Origin of the sequence: Rhizobium sp. WSM1274, assembly GCF_025200775.1 — a bacterium.
GTDB lineage: Bacteria > Pseudomonadota > Alphaproteobacteria > Rhizobiales > Rhizobiaceae > Rhizobium > Rhizobium leguminosarum_I.
On record NZ_CP104139.1, the window covers coordinates 401,458 to 418,742 of the forward strand.

Annotated in this window: 3 protein-coding genes (1 of these 3 running past the window's edge); all 3 read right to left on the reverse strand. The window is 61.0% G+C overall.

Going from position 1 to position 17,285, the window contains the following annotated elements; all coding sequences use genetic code 11:
• Tightly spaced (each overlapping or abutting the next), the 3 genes in view from N2600_RS26135 to N2600_RS26145 form a layout consistent with a single transcriptional unit that may run on beyond the window.
• Window positions 1-924, reverse strand: a complete 924-nt coding sequence (locus tag N2600_RS26135; protein WP_260299342.1) for an efflux RND transporter periplasmic adaptor subunit — start codon at window positions 922-924, stop codon at window positions 1-3.
• Entirely contained in the window at window positions 908-1,288 is a 381-nt protein-coding gene (locus N2600_RS26140; protein WP_260299343.1) for a DUF3467 domain-containing protein, read from the reverse strand. Before N2600_RS26140 ends, N2600_RS26135 begins: the two co-directional genes overlap by 17 nt.
• A protein-coding gene (locus tag N2600_RS26145; RefSeq protein ID WP_260299344.1) for an Ig-like domain-containing protein crosses the window boundary here: on the reverse strand, window positions 1,285-17,285 show its 3' portion. Its footprint extends 14,224 nt past the window's final position; 16,001 of the gene's 30,225 nt are visible here — the last part of the coding sequence; its start codon lies off the right edge, out of view — the gene reads right to left on this strand; its stop codon occupies window positions 1,285-1,287. The genes N2600_RS26140 and N2600_RS26145 overlap by 4 nt, the downstream gene beginning before the upstream one ends.

Consider the following 17,285-nt stretch of genomic DNA (forward strand, 5'->3'; position numbering starts at 1 on the left):
TCATTCCATCGTTTCTCGCATCACATTGACATAGGCGGCGCTATTGCCCTGCGACCCCTCGCCGGCAGGGCGGGCATGAAACTTCACGGTGCATTGAAGACCGGCCGGGATCTTTCCATCGGGGTTATCGAGCTTCAACCTGACGCCGAAGGTCGCGCTCGCTGCATCGATGAAGGGGTCGACCAGCAAGACGCTGGCAACGAACTGTCCAGCCACTTCTTTCGGAGCTACCTCAGCGAGATCGCCGAGCTGCACGTGGCCGAAGTGCTCCAGCGGCAGATAGACTTCCACGTAAAGCGGATCCACGCGAAGAATGCTGAGGACATGCGCCTGATCGTGAAGATACTCGCCAGGCGATAGCGACCGTTCAACGACAATCCCGTCGAAGGGGCTGCGAATGATGCGCTGCTCGACCAGCGTTTCGGACCGCGCGGCCTCAAGCTGCGCCATGTGGAGGTTAAGTTCGGCCTCGCGCACCGCCTGCACCGAAAGCTTGAGGTCCGTATCGGTTTCGTCGCGGCTCTCCTCCGGCGCTGCGGCTGCCTTGGCAAGCCGGGTCAGGCGTTTTGTCTTCCTGGAGAGAAATTCGAGCCGGGACGTGGTGGAGCGGATTTCGTGGTCGTTTTCGGCGCGGGCACGGGCGACAGCAAGCGCTGCGCGCTCGACGTCGGCATCAAGCTCGGCAACGATCTGACCGGTTTTCACTTGGCTGCCGCGGTCGACATAGACGTTTTTGACAAGTCCCGATACCGAGGCGCCGAGCTTGGCCTGCGCGCTCGCCTCGATGAGACACGACGCGTTGAAGGGGGCTTCGTCCTGCGCCAGAGCTGGGCCTGGCACAACATCAACGGCGGGCAGCGCCAGCGATGCCGCCATCGCCAAGCCGGAAATGCGCGAAGATCTGTATCTAGTGCAATTCTCCATAGCGCCTCTCGTGCTCGTCGATGAGTTTCGCCATGAGGTCCCTGAGGCGCTTGGCGGCGAACGGGCTCAAGACGATCCGGTGGTGCAGCTCGATTTCGAGATCCCGCCGGGGGCGATCCCAATTGTGATTTGCCCCGAAATTGAGAACGACCTCCTCTCGCGTGCTCGTCGCGTTGCAAACGTTGCAGTAAGTGCTTTTGAGGTTCGCCGTGTTCAAATGCACGGGCGGCGGCGCTTCCCCGGGTGTTGCTTGAGATTGCGCATGCGCTGCATTTCCTCTGCCTGCCGCCATCGTGACTTTCCCCATTTCCACGTCTGCAGCCTCGTTCGATAAAGGTTCCGGATTCTTCGCCAGACTGTTCATATTCGCCTCCTGTCCTGTTCCGAGGTCGACGCAATTCGGATCCCCGCGTTCGGGTTGTGAGCCGCAAGCGCGTTCACAACGAAAGGAAAGGCCCATTTCGGATCTGCCACGGGCGGCGTGCTTCCGGGTGCTGGTGCCGACATCGGGGCATTCAGCTCGATTTGCGGGCCACCTGCATCTGACGAGGGCGAGCCTCCGCCGCCAAACAGGCTCCAGCCGGGCATCGCGCCTGCGGCATCCGGGAGCGAAAGCTCGTCGGTATGCGGCGATGCCGCCTTGATGGCAGAACTGACCTCGGTGCCGACGGGCGCAACCGATTGTTGCGGGGGTGTTGAAGCGACGATCCCGACCGCACTGAGTTGCCCCGATGGGCTGGCATCTGTCACTGTGGGTGCGGAAATCTTGCCTGAAACATCGCTTCGGGCCAAGCCTTGTTCCACGGATGTCAGTCGTATCGTGTCGACGCTCGGAAACTGCACCTTCACCTTGCCGGGGATTGCCGGAATCTCGCGCTGATCACAGCCATCGATCTCAAGCTGCAGCGTATTCGCATCAGATTTCGTAATCGCGCCGCTGAGATCGAAATCGGCGATGGTCAGCGGATTGATCAATGGCCAGGCGGCAAATCCGCGCCCTCGGTTTGCTGCTTCGCCCGAGATGAGCTTCACGTCGGCTTTGGTGTAGGTCGCATCCCTGTTTGCGTCGCCGATATAGCCTACGACCTGCAGTGCGTCGTCGCCAATCACCTTGCCCTGCGAGCTGTTGACGCTTTCGACCGTCACATGCAGGAGCTGCGCTTCTCCGTAGAAGGCTGTGACCGGCACGTAGGCCGTCAGCGAGACGATCTCAAGCGAACCGCTCTTGAGAGCCTTTGTCGTCGAGATCGTGACACGGGCCTGCATCGTTCCATCCGCCTTCGGCTGGTCGCTAAAAGTAAGTTTCGAGCCCTTCGGCAGGTCGGTTCCAGAGGTGGCACCGGTGATCGTCAACAGCGCCGGATCGTAGTCGATCGCGAAAACGAGGGATTTCACGCCGCCGACACTGCTGAACGTGACCGGTAGGCCCATTTTGCGTCCTAGGATGTCGATGATCTGACCCGGACCGCGCATGAAGTCGCTGAGGCTGATGAAGCCGGTCGCCTTTTCCCGCTTGACTTCGAAGGTAGCGATGAAGCTGTCGCCGGGCGTACCGTCATGATTGCCGTCGAGGTTGCCGTAGCCGTCGTGCAAGGCGTTGGCGCCGCTGCGCAGCACGACGCGATAGCAATCTTCCTGCAATGGCCCGGATGGGTCGCAGGAGTAATCCAGGCCGCCGGTCTGGATGAAAACAAAGCCCGCGCCGTCCGCATCGACGACGATGGAGCCATCGATGGGCCCAGACCTTTGCCCAATCAGTTGGACATCGGCGGGACCAAGCGTCTTGCCTTCTCCGGGATAGAGGTTGAACGTCGACAGGTCGAAGGCATGGTTGAAGCGCACCTCAAATCCGGAGATGGTCGGCGTGAAGCGTTCGACCATCAGCCAGTCCGCCTCTGTCGTGACCTTCAGCACCGTTGGCGCCTTGAACGTTCCGTCTTCGTTGACGACACTGGCGCCAACCGAGAAGGTGCCGGCCCTGCGATAGACATGCGTCGCATTGGACGGGCTTTCATTCAGCGTTTCGATGAGGCCGTCACCCCAGTCGATCGTCCAGGAACGGATCGTGTCTTGCCCGGGATCAGATGCGGCAAGCGCGATCGTATACTGCTCACCGACGATCGCGCGGGCCGGGCCCGCAATCGTGATAACGGGCGCGACGTCGGCGACTTGGATGGAGAAGCTTTTCTCACTGGCAGCGCCCTTCGAGTCGATAACCCGAAGCGTGACGGCATGGGTGGCGTTGCCGTCGCGCGCCGCCCAGCGGAATGCGCCAGTCACGGCGTCGACCGTGGCGCCGTCCGGCCCGGTAACCAGCGAATAGGCGAACCTCTCTCCATGGTCGGGGTCGCTCACCGTCGGCATGAAGGCAATCGTATCGCCCTCCTTGACGCTGAGGTCTGGAAGGGGCCCGAATATCGGCCCGTCGTTCAGCCCATTGATCGTGATCGTCACGAGTGCGGTCGACATCGTGCCGGAGCGATCCTTGACTGAATAGGTGAAGCTGTCGGTCGCGATTTCGCCGGCGGCAAGGGCGGCAAAGGCGCCATTCGGATCGTAGGCATAGCTGCCATCGGCTGCCATGGTCAGCCGCGCCCCTGAGACCAGGACGATCGTCTGGCCGACGGCCTGGCCGGAACCATTGACGGCCACGACGGTCAGCGCATCGCCAATGTCGGTGTCCTTGTCATTGGAGAGAACCCCGTTTTGGGCTGACACTGCGAGGGCGGTGTTCTGGTCCGTCGAAGCACCGTCATCGGCGGCTTGAGGAGCATCGTTGCGGCCGTTGATCGTTACCGTCGCCATTGCGGTGGAGGCGGCACCTACGGCATCGCGGACGGTGTATCTGAAGACGTCCTGTGCCTTTGCACCCTCTGCAAGATGTTCGAAGGCACGGTTCGGGTCATAGCCGAAGGTCCCGTCGGCATTCAGCGTGACCATTCCTTTCGTTCCAGTCGTATCGATGTTGACGACGAGGCTCTCGCCGGGATCGACATCGGAATAGGAGGGCGTCAGCAGGACGGGCGGGCCATCTTCCGATACCTCGCCGGAGAGAGCCTGCACGACGGGCGCGTCGTTCACCGGTGTGATAGTGAGCCTGAATACGTCGAAGGCTGAGAACTCGCCGTCGCTTGCCGTCACCCTGATGTCCAGGAACCCGTTGAAATTAAGGGGCGGTAGGCCCGAGAAGGCCCTGGTAACGGGGTCAAATGAAAGCCAGGCCGGGAGCGAGTCTCCATTTGAAAGCGATGCCGCAAAGCTGAGAGCATCGCCGTCCGGGTCACTGAACACAGATGCAGGAAGGGCGAAGGTCCACGCGGTGTCTTCCGGCGAGGACTGGTCGGCGATCGCGGCCGCAACGACCGGCGCGCCGTTTGTCGACGTGACGTCGATGCGGACGGTCGCAATGTTGCTGACAGCCGTTCCGTCGCTGACGCGGTAGGTGAAACTGTCGTTTCCTGTGAAATTCGCGGACGCGGTATAGGTTACGGTGCCATCCGGATTGACAATCACCGTTCCCGAGGCGGGCCCGCTCATGATCGTGACTGCGAGCGCCGAACCTTCGGCGTCGCTATCGTTGGCGAGGATGGCAATGACCTTCGATCCGTTTTTCGCAACCGTTGCCGCGTCGTCGGCTGCAACCGGCGCGTCGTTGCGGCCGCGGACCGTGATCGTGACCTGTGCCGTCGATTGGGCACTGGCGGCATCCGCCATCGTATAGGCGAAGCTGTCGATTGCGGACTGGCCATCGCCGAGGACCTCGAAAGCATCATTGGGATCATAGGTAAAGCTGCCGTCGGCATTCAGGGTGAGTTTGGCGCCCGAGGTCAGCGTGACCGGCTGGCCGACTGCGGCGGCAATGCCGTTGACGGCGACGACGGCCTTGCCGTCGCCGGTATCGACGTCGAGATCATTGGCAAGCACACTGTCCGGCAGGGTGACCGAGAGAATACTATCCTCGTCAATCTCCGCGATATCGTTGACCGCGAGCGGCGAGTCATTCTGCCCGGTTATCGCGATCGTCACCACTCGGGTCGAGGAGAGGCCGCCTTGGTCGGTGACCGTATAGTGGAAGCTGTCGGTGGCGACGGCGCCCGTCTTGAGCGTTTCGAAGGCTTCGTTCGGATCATAGGTGAAGGTGCCGTCAGCGTTGAGAGAGACGCTGCCCTTCGTGCTGGCTGTACCAAGGCTGAGAGTGTGGACATCACCCGCATCGATATCGGTGAAGACCGGCGCCACGATTACCGCCGGGCCGTCCTCCATCGCATGTGCGCTCACATCTTCGGCGACCGGCGCATCGTTGACCGGCGTGACGGTCAGCGTCACGGTTGCAACGTTGCTCACGGCAATCCCGTCGCTAACCCGATAGGTGAAGCTTTCGGCGCCGAAGAAGTTTGCCTTCGGCACATAGGTGAAGGTGCCGTCTGCACCGAGTGTTAGTGTCCCGTTCGCCGGCCCTGTGACGAGCAACGGCGTCAGGCTGTTGCCGTCTGCATCCGTGTCGTTGACAAGAACCGGGATCGCAATACTGCTATCTTCAGCCACGGTAGCCGCGTCGTCTGTCGCAACAGGGGAGTGGTTTTCCGGGGCGTTGTCAGTGACGAACTCGACGTCGTCAATGACGATCTCACTGCCGACCGCCCCGAAACCGATCAGGTCGAAGTAGAGTTTCAGGGGGGTGTCTGTCGCGATTCCCGTGAGGTCGAACTCGACCGTGACGGGGCCGTCGGCAGGCACTCGACCATTCTGGTCAACGCCGGTCAAACGAATGCGCGAGGAGGCAAAGACGGTCCCGTCAGACTGGATGTTGAGGCTCGCATCGCTCTTCGAGAGGCTGTTGGCCGAAATGGGTTTTCCATCGGCGCCGATCAGGGCAAACTCAAAGGCGTCGCCAGGGTTGGCCTGGTTTGCGGTGAAGCTAGCGCTTTTCAGCGTGAAACGCAACGCCCGTGCATTTTGGGGAAGGGTAAACTCCTCTGTCGCCCGCGAACCTGTGCGATCGCCCTCCGTCAGTGTCAGTGCGCCTGACTGAATTGCTGCCGAGCCTGTGAGCGCCCAGCCAAAATCAGGCAGGGCAGCATTTGCTTCGGCGAACGACCCATTGACGAGGGCTTTGGGTTCCGCGTTGGCCGGGCCAACCAGCTCGGCGAGAAGCGTACTGAGATGATATTCGGCCCCGATCGCGTTGGCGATCACTTGCGGAGCGGCGGCGACTGCGGCCTTGAGTGCTGCTATGTCCGACGCCGACGGGAGGCGTCTGACGCCGATGGGAAGGATTGCTGCCATCACACTGTCGGGCGCCGACGAGTGGCCGAGGCCAAGAACGTGGCCGATTTCATGGATCGCAACGGTCAGTAGATCGATGTGCTTGGCTGCATCAGTTCCGGGTTTGGCTTGGAAGATGTTTGGATCAGCTGTTGCCTCGTACTCGCTGTTGTCCTCGGGGGTCTGATCCACGAACCAGCCGAGACCGCTAGCATTACCATCGAAGCTGATTGCGCCACCGAATGATTGTGCAAGACGGCCGGGCGCGAGATCTAGGACGTCAATATTGAGGCCTGCGCGAGGATCGGTGCGTGCCCAGGCGCGTTCTCCATTCGCGATGAGGTCGACCGCCCCAGCCACTGTGAGCACTGGCTGCTTATCGAGGTCCTGATTAGTATATTCCGAAGTCTGTACCGCGGAGCCACCCTCGATCGGCGGAGCACTTACCACGGTTCCTAGTTGAGGCGCGCTCAACGTCACGTGAATGTGGTCTTCGTGGTTTTTCAATTGATGATGACCGGCTGGCGACAGGGTGGAACCTGAATATCCGTAACCGATCTTCTCAAGTGCATCGTGTACTCTCCACAATGACTTAGAGTTAGGATCGTCCTTTGGACCTAAAACGTTACTTCCGAAATACAGCTGAACAACAGCGATTTTTCCACTCGCTTCATATACCGATAATACCTCTACAAGTAGCTGACGTTCCGATTTGGTTAGAAACCCGGATTTGAACTGATTAAGCTCCGTAAGGCCAAGGAAATTCTCAGGGTGCAAAAAATATTCAATCTTCTGAGCGTAGGAAGTGGGGACGTTATTCGGAATATACAATGCCGAATTTCGTCCATTGCTTAGCGTTATTAACTTGAGTTCATTCTGTATTTTTTGCCAGGGAATTCTGATATCTAGAGTCATCCCCGCGGTGTGTTCAGCATGAAGCGACGGTAACGTATCGCTAAACTTGTCACTCGCCGAGGTAATCTGAATTCCCTGTACCAAAGGCACAAAATCGGCATTGAACCGCGAATAATCTGGATCTGACGCTCTCGTGGATTTGCGGTACTCCTCGGCCAGCTGATTGTGTCTTTCCGCAACAGACCTTAGATACTCGACGCTCCAAGAAGTTGCATAATGCTCTGAACCGATTGTTCCCTCCGCTAGCCGTATTTTATCATCTTGTTCAGCCACACGCTCCAAATCCAACCATCTTGGAGCATTCGAAGCTCGTAGTCTCTGGTAGCTCTGATCGCCAATTGATAGGTCTGTAAAAATGACGCCAGAGTACTTTTCCATTGGGTGCCCAGCTGACGGATAAATTTTTCCAACTACCATCCGTGCGTACTTCGTATTGTATATATCAGCGTCTTTTGTATCGGCGAGGCGCTGATTGAATATGCTCGCCTGGAAAAGTCGAATGCTTTCAACTAACGATGATTCATAGTTGCGACCGGTAGTTGGGTCGACATTGCGAGGCACCGGATTTACCAACAATGTCCCACTCGCCCTTGGATTAATTGCGACTACAGGGCCTCGATTCTGAATAGCTCCGCTGACGATTAACTCAACTGCCGAAGCACTCGGACCTTTCGTTCCACTCTTGCTTTCGACGCTCCAGAAACTACCTCCCCATCCGGGATAGCCAAGGTATTTGAGACGTTGCGACACTTTGTATACATCAAGCGGATTGTTCTTGGCTCTTGCTGGGTCGCCTACACTTCCTGAGAGAATTAGATCATTGGTGGCGCCGCTATCAGATATGGCTATAGGCAGGACATACTTGACCCATTCATACCTGCCATTTACTATTTCCAGTGCGGCGAACCGTATCTCATCGAGATCGGTGAGGGCCTGTTTTCCTGATCTAAGCCGAACCAAATCACTGTTGTCATCTATTTTCGGAGCGTAATAAAGTTTATTGTTGGGAAGATAATTGTCGCCAAATTTTGTTTTAAGTACGTCTAGTGTCACCGAATCGTCGACGTATATCCTGGCTGATTTTCCGTCAATGCTTCTTTTAACCTGAGCAATACTTGTATTGTCTGTAATGATAAATATCTTTTCTGCATTCGGTACTATATTCCTGAAGTCGATGAGTTTGACGTCTCCCAACATAGTACTAAAAACTGGCAGAAGCTTGTCGCCTGGCTGGCCAAAAGGCGTACCACTCATTGCGGACTTTTTTGTCACAGCACTTCCAAGAAGTTGAGGAGCCTGCTGAGAGCCGGTCGTCGAAGCCAGAGGAATGCTTCGTACCGCCAGTACATCAATCGGTGTAGATGCGCGATCCGATGCTATGGATGCCTCGGCTGTCCCTATCAACTGGTCGACGTCGTACTCCCAGGTCTCGCCAGTTCCCCGCAGCTCTACAAACAGCGTCTTGCCGTCCGCGGATAGGGCCAGCGTGTTGGCGAAGCTGTCCTCGATCGCCTCCGTCGCGCCGAGATAGATCGGGTTAGGTCCGAACGGATCCTTGATGATGCCGATCTTCGAGCCGGCGATGCGTGTGTTCTCGTGGCCGGGGATGAAGACCGCGCCCGAGCCCGGCGAGAGGCCGCCGAAGGGATCGAGATTGGCGTCTGTACCTGGGTCTATCGTACCCGGCGTGCTGGCGCTCTGGTCAAGTGCCTGGATCGGCAGGTGCCAGTCGCTGACAAAGGCATAGGCACCGTCGTCGGAAATAACGATGCCGCGGGAATTGCGGATCATCAGGTCATAATGTTGGGTGTTAGTGCCGAGGCTGAGGCTGACGGCGGCATTCTTGATCGTCGCCTTGAAATTCAGGGGATCGTCGTTCGTGACTTCGATCGTGCCGAAGCCGCGGTTGATGTCGAGGAAATTGGTAAACGCCATCCGCTTCGGATCACCGGCGGCAACGATCGTGTTCGGCTGGATGCCGGCATCGAGTTCGCCGATCACCTGGTGCCATTTGCGTGGGTTGGCCTTGGTGACGTCGAAAGGCTCGTCGAACGGGTCGACATTGATGACGGCGATGCGGCCGGGTGTGCGCTCGCCGGCGAAATAGCCGCCGTACGTGGTCGTCTGCGGCTCGGCGACATAGAGCCGGGTGCCGTCGGAATTGACTGCCATGCCGAGCACACCCTTGGTGGCGTTCGGCAACTCGATCGTCGAGACGACCATGTCGAACGTCTTCGAGGTCGGGTTGACATCGATGACGTAGAGCTTGTTTGCCACCCCGCCGGCATAGAGATAATAGCCGTTAACGGCGACCGACGTGATGAGCGGCATCTCTCCACGGTCGACCGGCTTGCCGTCCTTGTCGAAGGCAATGATGCGGGTCAGGCGGTCAATCTCTGCCGTCGCCGGATTGAGGTCGACCTCGTGCAGGCCGACCGTGTCGATCACGGCCACGCCGCCGGTTGCGAGCGCCACAAAGGCGCGCGTTCCGTCTTCGGTGAGGGCGACGGGGTTCGGTGCTGCGGTCGTCAGGGCGCCGGCAAGCTCAATGCGCTTGACGATTTCCTGCTTTGCGGTGTCGTAGACGACGAAATGTACCGTGCCTCCCGTCGGATCGATCGAATACACGCGGTTCTGCGCGGTTTCGGCGAAGGTCGAGCCGCTCTCCAGTTCGATCGGCTCCGATCGGTCGATGCCGGCGGCATCGAATGCGAAGCCGTCGACCTTGCGCACGAGCGAGATGTCGGCAAGGCCGAGGATCACATTGCCCGGGACATCAGCTTTCGCAGTCCCGCCGGAAATTGTGGCCAGCACGTCGATCGGCTCGGCGTCTCCCATCACATAGCGGACATAGAGCTTGCCCGGTCCGTCGAGTTTTTCGGCGGTAACGACGACCTTGTCGTCGATGAACTGGACAGGGGTTGCGCCCATGACCGGCGTCTGCCCGTCGCCGAGTGGCGTAGGCGGTGTGACCGTAAGGGAGGCAGCGTTGGCGCCGGGCAGGGTTGTCAGCTCGGCGCTCTGAACGGAAATCGCCCCGCCATTATAGGTGATGATGTCGATTGGCCGGGCGCTGCCCGGATCGACGGGCATGGCAAGCGGCACGTCGCCCAAGAGCCGCATGCCGTAGGACGTGCCGCCGTCGTTGAAGATGGCGAAGGAGGCTGCATCCGAGCTCGACGTCAGCGACACGATGCTGTTCTGCGCTCCGCGCACCACAATATAGGTGCCGCCGAGAACGAGACCCGGATAGGGAGGCGAGTTGGTGCGGATAAAGCCATCCTCACCCACGGTGCCGAATTCGGCAAGCAGCCATAGAGACTTCGTGCCTCCATCCGGCAGCGGCAGCTGCGCATTGCGGAAGAAATAGACGGTCTCACCGGCGGTCGCCCCGCCAGGTGCCTGGACGGCGACCTGGACCGGCTCGTCGAGCGTGGCACTGCCGAGATCAAGGTTGAAGCCCGCCAGGAGGTTGAGCGCCGGTGGTACCGCCATCGGCAGGTTCGCAGCGGCGACGGCGTTGATCGATACCGTCCGCGGTTCGGACAACAGGCCTGGTCCAACGGTGACGAATGTTCCGCCTGATCCCGCGACGACCCCGCCTGCAGCCCCGACTGTCGTGGCGCCGCTCGTCGGCTCTTGCACGACGACGGGTATGTCGGTCTGGCCGCCCGCATTGATGATGCTGATGGTCGCCACGCCCACGGCTCTGCTTTGGACGAGGCCGTTCGTATCGACCGCGACGACATTGGCATTGCTCGTGAAATAAAGTGTTCCGTCTTCAGCCTGCGTAATGTCAAGGCCGTCTCCATCCCAGGCTTGCAACTGCCTGATGCCGGTCCCCGGCATGAACGCGATCGAGGCCGGGTAGGTGAGAATGGTCGGGACCTCGACGCCCTCATCCTCGCTGAGCGTCGGATCGAACACATTTGCTGCCCGCACGGCCGAGATGCCGTGGCTTACTGCGGCAATGACACTCCAGCCGTCCGAGACGCCGACGACGGTTCCCGACGCATCGACGGAGACGACTGAAGGATCGAGCGAGGTGAAGTTCAAGTATGAGGCATCGAGCCTGACACCCGTCTCGTCCGCGAAATCGCCGGTGATCTGCAGCTTTTGCCGAAGACCGGGCAGGAGCTCGATCGATGGAAGGTTGATGCGCACGAGCTTCGCGTCGGAAATATTGACGGTGAGCGTCGCAATGCCCGAAGAATTGTAGCCATCGTCCGCAATGATCTGGAAACTTGCCGAGCCGGTATAACCCGCCTCGGGTGTGAAGAGCACCGAGCGGCCGTCTGCCATCATCCGGGCGGTGCCGTGGGTTGCTCCCACGATCCGGTAGAAGGTCTGGTCGCCCTCTGGATCGGAGGCGACCGCGCCGACATCGGCCGCAAGCGTCAGATCCTGGTGGGTCTTGAAGGAGCCTACGGAAACGACCGGCCCCTGGTTCGGGCGGTATCCGAGGTTCTGGAAGAGCAGCTGGGTATCGGCGCTGTCGATCCTGCCGTCCTGGTTGGCGTCGGCGCTCGCGACATAGCCTGCCTGTCCGGCCGTCGTCCCCTTGGCTGCGAAGGCGAGGGCGGCATCGGTTCCGTCGACCTTGCCGTCGCGGTTGGTATCGCCGGCAACGAAGAGTTCCAGGCTGTAGGCATCCGCGCTTTGGGCATTCGCACCGCGTATGCTGAGAAGTTTGAGGCCGGCCTGGTCGATCTTGTAGAGCGCGAAGGCGCCGGCGGCATCGGTGCGGCTGGCGACCAAAGTGGCCCCCTGCAGCTCCGGCAGGGCGAATGCAGCTCCGCCGCCGGCGCTCGGTTTCAGGAGGACGCCGAGATAGAGGGAGCCGCCGTCGGTCGCATCGAGTTCGGACGGACGGATGTTGAAGGTCAGCCTGTCCGTGCCGCCTGGCGCGAGAACGCCGGAATGGGCGCCGGCAAGATAGCCGGTCGCAACACCGAGGTCGGCGGTGACGGGAAGGGACGTTCCTGATGCGTCGATCACGACGCCGGGGGTGCCGGTGCCGCCGATCAGCGCAAGCCGATGATCGCCATCGTAGCCATAGGTTCTCGACGTCGCCCCGATCAGGTCACGGACGAGCGTCAGGTTGCCCTCGCCATCGTAAAGATAGGCAAACGAGCGCCCGTCGGTCGTGACCGCACGCGTAATCCCGTGTTCGCCGCCGGTGAAGGCGATGCCCTGGCCGTCGGCGGCAAAGATGCCGCTATCGGCGACGTTCAGTCGCATGCCATCCGCGAACTCGATCGAGGTCACGCCCGCGGCACCATCGACGGCGTAGACCGTTCCGTCGGGGCCGGTGAGTTCAAAGTCGTCGCGACCGTCGAGTCCGGATGGGTTGAAAGGCCGCCCGCTTGCCAAATCATAGAAGCGGTCACCGACCCGCGAGAGTTCGCTGTTGGCCACCCGCAGGCTAAAAGCCACGCCGGCATCGGCGCGGAACGATGGCGTATAATATGTGAGGCCGGGGATGCGATGCTCCTCGGCCTCGAAGGTGAAGCCCACGCGTTCGCCGGTCGGCAGCGTGACATAGACGCGCGTTCCGTTGCGGAACGCGGCGGCAGGACCGGGACTCTGCTGGCTTGCAGGCGCCACGTCGGTATCGACGCGTACGTCCTTCAGTGCGAGATGCCAGCCATTCCCGAAACTGCCGGCCTCGTTGCGTCCCAGCGGATCATAGACGCGCGTCAGCGCGACCTGGTGGCCGGACAGCGTGATGGTGAGGTCGGTCTCGGCTCGGGGCAACGGTTTGACGCTGTTGATTTCGATCTGCGTTTCGACGCGCGCGGTGCGGCCGGCCATGTCGACCGCGGTGAGCCTCAGGCTGTAGGTGCCATTTGAAAACTGTGCAGGATCGAGCTGGGCAAGCGCGGAATTGGCAAGCGGGCCGCTTCCATCCGCGATGCTTCGCCAGTTGGCGGTCCCGAATTCTGCGATCTCGAGGCGCCAGCTGTCGAGGTTCGTATCGACGATGGAACCGAGAATATCTGCCTCGCTGTCAAACCGCTTGCCGGCGATCGTGGCGCCGAACGAAACCTGGGGCGCAACCATGTCAGCCGGATCGCGCACTCGAAGAATGGACGTGCGGGTCCCAACGAGGCCGTCGGCGTCAGTCGCGGTTGCGACGATCTCGCTCTGCCCAGGCAAGCCTGCCGTGATACGCGCACGCCCCTGGCTGTCGATCGCGAGCAGTTGTCCGTTGTGACGCAGCTCGAGCTTGGTGATGTCGGCAAATCCGGTGGCGATCACATGCACGAGGATGTCCTGGCCCGGAAGGGCCGGGAAGCTCGGCGTCTGTTCGATGACGATATGAGGCAGGTCTGGCATCGTCGTTGCGCGCAGGACAACCGGCTCCATCACGCTCGTCTGAGCGTCGGACAGGCTTGCAAGCACGAGATAGTCGCCGGCCTGGCCGGGTCCCGGCGTCCAGCGGATCTCGCCGGTCGCCGCATTGAGGGTTGCGCCTTCGGGGAGACCGGACGCGGCATAGGTCAGCGTGTTCTGGCTGTCCGGATCGGAACCCGAAAGATGGAAGACGAGTTCGCTGCCGAGCACGACCTGGTGGTCGGAGACCTTGAGCACCGGCGGGCGGTTAGTGTCTGCAATGCTGATCTCGACATCAAGGGTCGAAAGCGCGCCCGACGGGTCGGTGGCGCCGAAGCGGATCGTGTAGTCTCCGGCCTGGCTGTAACCCGGCGTCCAGGTGAACTTGCCGGTCTTGCGATCGAAGCGGGCGCCTTGCGGCAGGGGAGACAGGACGGAATAGACAGCCGGATCCTGGTCGATATCGCCCGACAGAATTGAAAACGCCATCTCGGCGCCTTCGCGGCCGGCCTGCGGGAACATTGGCACCAGTTCAGGCGCACGATTGACGTTTTCGACCTTGAACGTGATCGTCTCCGAACTCGATTTGTTGCCGTCGAAGGCGGTGATCACAATCCCCGCATAGTCACCGGCGGCAAGATAGTTCGGGGTCCATAACAGGAGGCCTGTCTTGGCGTCGAACGATGCTCCGCCCGGCAGATTGGTCACGGAGAAGGTGATCGCGTCATTATCCGGATCGATGGCCTTGAGTTGCAGGCTGAAGGCGCTGCCTTCGGTCAGTGATTGGCTCCCGACGGGCAGCAGCACGGGGGCGGCATTGGCGCTGCGCACGACGAGCCGGATCGCCTGCTCATCAAACAGTGGCGCATAGGCGCCGCCATTGCCGTCGTCGGTGATCCGGAACGTGACTGTGCGCTCGCCGATGTCGCCGGCCGACGGCGTCCAGTCGACCCTGGCGGTGCCGTAGGTGGCAAGGGGCGTGATCGACATGCCAGCGGGCATGTTGGCGCCGGAGAAGATCAGGCCTGCCTGATCGGGATCGCGCGCCCTGATCACGAAGCTGAGCGTCTGGCCGGCGACGGCGACCTTGTCGCCGATGACGTCGAACAATGGTCTCTCGTTGGGTGCGACGACGGAGGTTATGAAACTTGCCACTGTTGTTCGGATATCGGCCTTGCCCTCGACGCCGCCGTCGTCGGTTGCCCGAATAGTGACGAGATAGTTGCCGCGGTCGTGGTCGCCGGGCGCAAAGCGGATGACACCGTGGTTTCCCGCGGTCTTGACGAAGGTTGCCAGGCCTCCGACTGCCGTCAGTTCCACCGGGGTCGTATCGACTGCCGGTCCGCCTGCCGTCGGCTGGCGGCTGAGATAGACCGACCAGGTCAACGGGTCTCCGTCGGGGTCCGATACGTCGATCGGGATTTCGAGAATATCGCCGCGATTGACGCTCTGGTTGATCGGCGTCGGCACGACCGGTGCACGATTGGCATTGACGACATCGACAATGATATTGCGCACGGAGATAGCCGGCGCCAGGCCATCGCCGGTGTCGGTCGCCGTCAGACGTAAGGTGTAGCGCCCGGCCTGGGCATAACCGGGTGTCCAGCTGAAGAGACCGGTCACCGCATCGAAGCTTGCGCCTTGCGGCAGACCCTCGATGGCGTAGCTGACGGTCGGTGCGGTTCCGTCGAGAGGCGTCAGGCTGCCGTCGGTCTTGCGATCCTGCGGCACGAATCCCGGATTGTCCGGATCGAAGGCGAAGGCGCGGAAGGCCAGCGGTTGATTTTCGAGCAGGCGGAACGGTCCGAGCTCGTCAAAGACGGGGGCTCCATTGGCATTGACAACGGTAAAGGTCGTGGTGATCTCGGTGGTGTTCGTCCCGTCGCTGATGCTGAACGGTATGATATAGGTGCCGGCCTGCGTGAAGCTCGGCGTCCATTCGAAGGCGCCGGTCGCCGGATCGAGGAAGGCGCCGCCAGGGAGAAGGGCGCTGGAGAAGGTCAGCGCGTCGCCCTCTGCATCGTCGGCACGCAGGCGAATGCGGATCGGATCGCCTTCGCGCATAGTGCGGTCGGCGACCGGAGCGATGCTCGGCGCCTGGTTGCCCGGCTCGACCAGCAGTGTGAAACTGCGCAAGACGGTATTGACGCCATCGGTCACGCCGAAGACCACGCCGTCATAGGTGCCGGCCTGGTTCCAGCCCGGCGTCCATTGCAAAAGGCCCGTCTCAGCATTCAGCACCGCGCCCGGAGGAAGCCGGTCTGCAAAATAGTGCAGGCCGTCACCATCCGGATCAAACGCGTTCAGAGCCAGGGCAAAAGCCTCGCCTTCGCGAAGACGGATTTCGCCTGGAAGCTCCTGCACGACCGGCGCCTGATTGCCGCCGGCGACCTGGATCGCAAAGGCCTGCGTTGCATAGCTGCCGCGATTGTCATAGGCGCGCAGCACGACGCTGACCTGCGCGGGGCTGGCTGCCGTTGGCGACCAGGTCAGCAGGCCGGCGCTGTTCAGGCTCATTCCGTCCGGTCCGTCGAGGAGCAGATAGGTGACGGGATTTGCATCGGGATCGGCTGCTGCCAGTTGATAGGAATAGGCCTCACCGGCGGTCGCTGTCGTCACCGGCACCGAGGAGATGACGGGGGCGCGGTTGGCGGCGGGCATCGCAAAGACGCCGTGCCCGATCGACAGATGCTGCAGCTGGGCGTTGCCGATCGTGACCGTCTGGACCGTGGTCGACGCGCCGGGAGGCAGGCGCCCATTTGCCAGGGCCTCGCCGAGATTGATGAACCAGAGCCCGCCAGCCTGGGGCGAAGCGCCGATCGGCTGGCCCTGGAAATATTGCGATGGATCAAGGACGAGCGTGAGCGGCGCCAGGATGTCCGCATCACTAATATTGGTGATCCTGACGTCGTAGGAGACCGTGCCGTCAGCCCGGCTGGATCTGACCGTACCAAACTCGATCGACAGCAGTGCCGACAGGTCGCTGATGGCGGTGAACTCGCTTTCGAAGGCGGTGCCGAGTTCGCTACCTTGAATGCTCCTTACGTGCACGCCGACGCTCAGCGCGTAATCCCCGAAGTCGAGAGGGTTGATCGAGAGATGAACGGTGCGTGTGGCGACATCGTAGCCTGCACTCTTGATCACGACGGTGCCGCCCAGCGCTTTCGTCAAAGTATAGTTGGCAAGATTGAGGACGGAACCGGCGTCCGTGCCGTCTCCTGCCAACATGTCCTGGTCGAAGGTGACCGCAATCTCCGCAAAAGGCAGGGGGACAGCGGAGCCGTCCGCCGGGTTCGTGAACACCACTTTGGGCGCGACGATCGGGCTGATGACGTCGATCTGGTGGGATTGGGCGACGAGAATCCGGCCGTCGGAGGTGGTGGCGACTGTCTCGCCCCAGCTGCCGTTCAACGCGATCGTGACCTGCTGCAACGTGGCCAGATCGACCGCAATCAGCCTCGAACCGGATGTCTGGCCGTCGGCGAGATTGTTCGAAATGAATAGAAGCCCTTCGAGCGTCGTTCCCGTCTTGCCAAAGGCAATCGAATCCACTTCGGTTGAACGAGACAGGATCCGGGTGGCGCGTCCCTTCTGATTGAAAGTAACGACGTCGCCGCGGTCTGGCCAGGTGGTGCCCCAAAGCTTGCCGTCCGGCCCGAAGGCGAGATCGTCGACACGCACCGCGCTGAACGCCGTGAACGTGTGCTTGACGGGATCGAAGATTTCGATCCCGCGTCCCGACGAGACATAGATCTTGCCGGTCGCCGGGTCGATTGCCAGTGCCTGGGTGATGCCGTCGCCGAAGCGAGCCTGGATGGCTCCCGTCGAAGCATCGAGGAGCAGCA

What these genes read in the sequence shown, in the direction of transcription:
- N2600_RS26140 (WP_260299343.1), bottom strand. Translation starts at nt 1,288, where the DNA reads ATGAACAGTCTGGCGAAGAATCCGGAACCTTTATCGAACGAGGCTGCA.
- N2600_RS26135 (WP_260299342.1), bottom strand. Translation starts at nt 924, where the DNA reads ATGGAGAATTGCACTAGATACAGATCTTCGCGCATTTCCGGCTTGGCG.